The organism is Agromyces binzhouensis, from assembly GCF_004135055.1.
Taxonomy (GTDB): Bacteria; Actinomycetota; Actinomycetes; order Actinomycetales; family Microbacteriaceae; genus Agromyces; species Agromyces binzhouensis.
This window is the reverse complement of sequence record NZ_SDPL01000277.1, coordinates 1-4,244: the sequence shown is the minus strand read 5'-3', so window position 1 is coordinate 4,244 and position 4,244 is coordinate 1. Positions and strand designations below refer to the sequence as shown.

The 4,244-nt window shown below is 73.1% G+C and carries 4 protein-coding genes; all 4 read left to right on the top strand.

What is annotated here, in order from left to right; genetic code table 11:
- The coding region (locus tag ESO86_RS12455) for a helix-turn-helix transcriptional regulator (RefSeq protein ID WP_165307765.1) at window positions 1-1,549 on the top strand (1,549 nt) is incomplete at its 5' end.
- A 111-nt stretch (window positions 1,550-1,660) separates the two neighbouring features.
- Window positions 1,661-2,485 carry an alpha/beta fold hydrolase gene (locus ESO86_RS12450; RefSeq protein ID WP_129235316.1) on the top strand — a complete coding sequence of 275 codons (825 nt, stop codon included), beginning with the start codon at window positions 1,661-1,663 and terminating at the stop codon, window positions 2,483-2,485.
- Between the two features lie 71 nt (window positions 2,486-2,556).
- Complete coding sequence (locus ESO86_RS12445; RefSeq protein ID WP_129235315.1) at window positions 2,557-3,402, top strand: alpha/beta hydrolase; 846 nt, start codon at window positions 2,557-2,559, stop codon at window positions 3,400-3,402.
- An 11-nt stretch (window positions 3,403-3,413) separates the two neighbouring features.
- Entirely contained in the window at window positions 3,414-4,211 is a 798-nt protein-coding gene (locus ESO86_RS12440; protein WP_129235314.1) for an MBL fold metallo-hydrolase, read from the top strand.
- Window positions 4,212-4,244: the final 33 nt, after the last annotated feature.

The following is a 4,244-nucleotide window of genomic DNA, read 5'->3' as shown; positions in this document are numbered from 1 at the left end:
GGCGGACCTCACGCCCGACGGAGACGCCCGCGACCTGCGGCTGCTCGCCGCGGCCGAAGCCGCCACGGCGGCCGGGGCCGCGCAGCTCGCAGGGGAGCTGATCGGGCGCATCGACGTCGCACGGCTCGATCCGGTCGGCGAGGGTCGACTGCTCATGCTCCGCGTGGGGATGGCGCTGTTCCTGGCCGACGCCGACGGAGTGCTCACCGCCTCGGCGACCATGCTCCGCGCCGCGGAGCGCTTCCACGGACTCGTGCCCGACCTCGAGCAACGTGCGCTCCTCGGCGCCTTCGAGGTGCTGCTGACCGCGGAGTGGGCGGCGCGCGACGTCACGCTCCGCGAACTCGGACGTCGCGTGACCGAAGGAGCCGATGTCGCGGACGGCCCACTCGCCACGGCGCTGCGCGCGATCGGCGCCCACATCCTCCTGCCGTACGAGGAGGCCGTTCCGCTCGTGCGCGCGGCGGTCGGCATGCTCGTCGAGGCCGACGACGCCGAGCTGCTCGGCTTCGGCAACTTCGGCGTCGCGCTCACGATGGGGCTGTGGGACGTGAGGACCTGCGTCCGCCTGCTCGAACGGACGGCGGCGGCCGCTCGCGAGGCCGGGGCGCTCCAGGTGCTCGACACGACGCTCTGGCTGCTCAGCCTGCTCGAGCTCTACCACGCCGGCCCGGCGGCGTCCGCCGGGTACGTCGAGCAGGTGCGCGACCTCCGGCGGGCGATCGGCTACGACGCCGAGCAGGTGGTGAACGCCGCGTACCTCGCCTGGTCGGGCGCGCCCGCCGAGGTGGTCGAGCAGGTGGCGGAGGGAGCGCTCGCGGCGGGGTTCGGCGGTGTCTGGACCCTCGCGATGACCGGGTTGGGCATTCGCGAGATCGCGGATGGCCGATACCGCGACGCATTCCACCGCTTCGAGCCGATGGTCGCGCGGAGGTTCCTCCAGGTCACGTACCAGCAGTTGCCCGAGTTCGTCGAGGCCGGGGTGCGCGCAGGTCGCCCCGCGGAGGTCGCGGCCGCTGCCGACCGGCTGCGCGTCTTCGCCGCGGCGAGCGGGACGCCGTGGATCCTCGGCGTCGCCGAACGCTCCACCGCGCTGCTCGCAGACGACGCCGACGCCGAGTCGCACTACCTCGCGGCGATCGGGCACCTGCAGCAGTCCACGGCGCAGCCCGATCTCGCCCGCGCCCACCTCGTCTACGGCGAGTGGCTCCGCCGGATGAAGCGCCGCCGGGAGGCGCGCGAGCACCTGCGCGTCGCGCTCGACCACTTCACGCGCATCGCGGCGCCCGCCTTCGCGGCGAGGGCGCGCCGCGAACTGGAGGCGACCGGCGAGCACGTGCCGCACCGCGAGCCCGGCGCCGCCGCCGAGATGCTCACCCCGCAGGAGGAGAACGTCGCCCGCATGGCGGCTGCCGGGCACACCAACGCCGAGATCGGCGCGACCCTCTTCATCAGCGCGAACACCGTCGACTACCACCTGCGCAAGGTGTTCCGGAAGCTCGGCGTCACGTCGCGTCGGCAACTCGGCGACCGCCTGCCCACGGCCTGAGCGCGGTCACGACTACGCGCCCCACGTGGTTCGGGCGGGCGTGCCGGGGCGCGAGCATCGAGGCATCCGCTCACCTCACTGCCATGGGCTCGAAGCCACCGGGAGGCCACCATGCCGTACGTCACCGCCGATGACGGAGCCGAGATCTTCTACACCGACTGGGGCGCCGAGGGCACCCCGGTGCTGCTGAGTCACGGCTGGCCGCTGAACTCGGACGCCTGGGCCGCCGCCGCCCGCTTCCTCGCCGAGCACGGGCACCGCGCCATCGCCCACGACCGGCGGGGGCACGGTCGCTCGAGCCGCACGTGGAACGGCAACGAGATGGACACCTACGCCGACGACCTCGCGTGCCTCGTCGACCACCTCGACCTCACCGACCTCACGCTGGTCGGCCACTCCACGGGCGGCGGCGAGATCGTGCACTACCTCGGCCGGCACGGCAGCGCGCGCGTCGCGAAGCTCGTGCTCGTCTCGGCGGTGCCGCCGCTCATGCTGCGCACGGAGGACAACCCGGAGGGCCTGCCGATCGACGTGTTCGACGGCATCCGCGCGGGCGAGGCATCCGACCGGGCCCAGCTCTACCGCGACCTCGCGGACGGGCCGTTCTTCGGCAACAACCGCAACAACGACGTCTCGCAGGGCACGCGCGACGCGTTCTGGCTGCAGTCGATGGCCTGCGGCCACCGCGCGGCCTACGAGTGCATCGCCGCGTTCTCGGCGACCGACTTCCGCGACGACCTCGCGAAGGTCGACGTGCCGACGCTCGTGATCCACGGCGACGACGACCAGGTCGTGCCGTTCGAGGTCGGTGGCAAGCGCTCGGCCGAGATGGTCGACGGCGCGACCCTGCTCGTCTACGAGGACGGCGCGCACGGCCTGCCCGACACCGAACGCGACCGGCTGCACGCCGACCTGCTCGCGTTCATCGATTCCTGAGACGGATGCCGCGGCAGCCGCCCCCGCCCCGACCCGACCCGACGCACCCCACTCCCGGAAGGACACCGATCATGACCGATGAGACCACCCCCGACGCCGCCGCACCCGACACCATCGTGCTCGTGCACGGCCTCTGGATGACCCCGCGCAGCTGGGAGGGCTGGAAGGAGCGCTTCGAGCAGAAGGGGTTCACCGTGCTCACGCCCGCATATCCCGGCTTCGAGATCGAGGTCGAGGCGTTGCGCGAGAACCCCGACGTGATCGCGAAGCTCACGGTGCCCGAGACCGTCGACCACCTCGCCGGCGTCATCGAGGCGCTGCCGCGGCCGCCGATCATCATGGGCCACTCGTTCGGCGGCACCCTCACCCAGCTCCTGCTCGCGCGGGGCCTCGGCGCGGCGGCCGTCGTGATGGACTCCGCCCCCACGGAGGGCGTGCGCGTGACGCCGCTGTCGCAGGTGAAGTCGCTGTTCCCGGCACTGAAGAACCCCGCGAACCGGCACAAGGCGGTCGCGTTCACCCCGGAGGAGTTCCACTACGCGTTCGCGAACACGCTCTCGCGCGAGGACTCCGACGCCGTGTGGGAGAAGTACGCGATCGCGGCGCCCGGCGAGTGGATCTGGGCCTACGGCCTCATCGCGAACTTCAAGCCCGGCATGCAGGAGACCTGGGTCGACTACGCCGAGGACCGTGCGCCGCTGCTGTTCATCGGCGGCGAGAAGGACCACATCATGCCGCCCTCGGTCAACAAGTCGAACGCGAAGCACTACGCCAAGTCGCCCGCGATCACCGAGTACGTCGAGTTCCCCGGACGCTCGCACTGGATCTGCGCCGAGCCCGGCTGGGAGGAGGTCGCCGACCACGCGCTCGACTGGGCGCTCGCCCACGCGCGGCCGGTGGCCGTGGGCCGGGCCTGATCGGAGCCGGCATGCGGCTGACCAGGATCGGCGGGCCGACCGTGCTCGTCGAACTCGACGGCTGGCGCGTCCTCGTCGATCCGACGTTCGACGCCCCCGGTCGGAGGTACGATTTCGGCTGGGGGACGTCGTCGCGGAAGACGATCGGTCCGGCACTCGGGCCGGACGAGGTGGGCCCGGTCGACCTCGTGCTCGTGAGCCACGACCACCACGCCGACAACCTCGACGACCGCGGACGAACGTTCCTCCGGGAGGCGGGCCGTGTCGTCACGACCCGGGGCGGAGCCCGGCGGCTCGGGGCGGAATCGAGCGTCGGGCCGGTGGACGGCCTGCGCGCGGGGGAGCACGTCACCGTCGCCGCACCCCGGGCAGGGCTACCCGACCTCGAGGTCACCGCGACGCCGTGCCGCCACGGGCCGCCGCTCAGTCGCCCGATCGTCGGCGAGGTCGTCGGCTTCGCCGTGCGCCGCGCCGGGGAAGCCCGGGTGGCGCTGTGGGCGAGCGGCGACACCGTGCTGTACGCCGGACTGCGGCGCGCGGTCCGGTCGCTGGACGTCGACGTGGCGATCGTCAACGTCGGCGGAGTCCGGTTCGGGCTGACGGGGCCGCTGAGGTACACGATGGACGGCCGGGAGGCGGTGGAGCTCATCGCCCTCGCCGCACCGCGCGTCGCGGCACTCGCGCACTACGACGGCTGGTCGCACTTCCGTGACGGCGAAGCGGGCCTGCGCCGCGCCGTGGACGGCGCCCGCCCGGAGATCCGCGATCGCGCTCGATGGCTGGTCGACGGCGTTGCGGTGGAGGTCTGACGCCGGGGCCCGCTCGCCCGGTCGGTCGGCCGG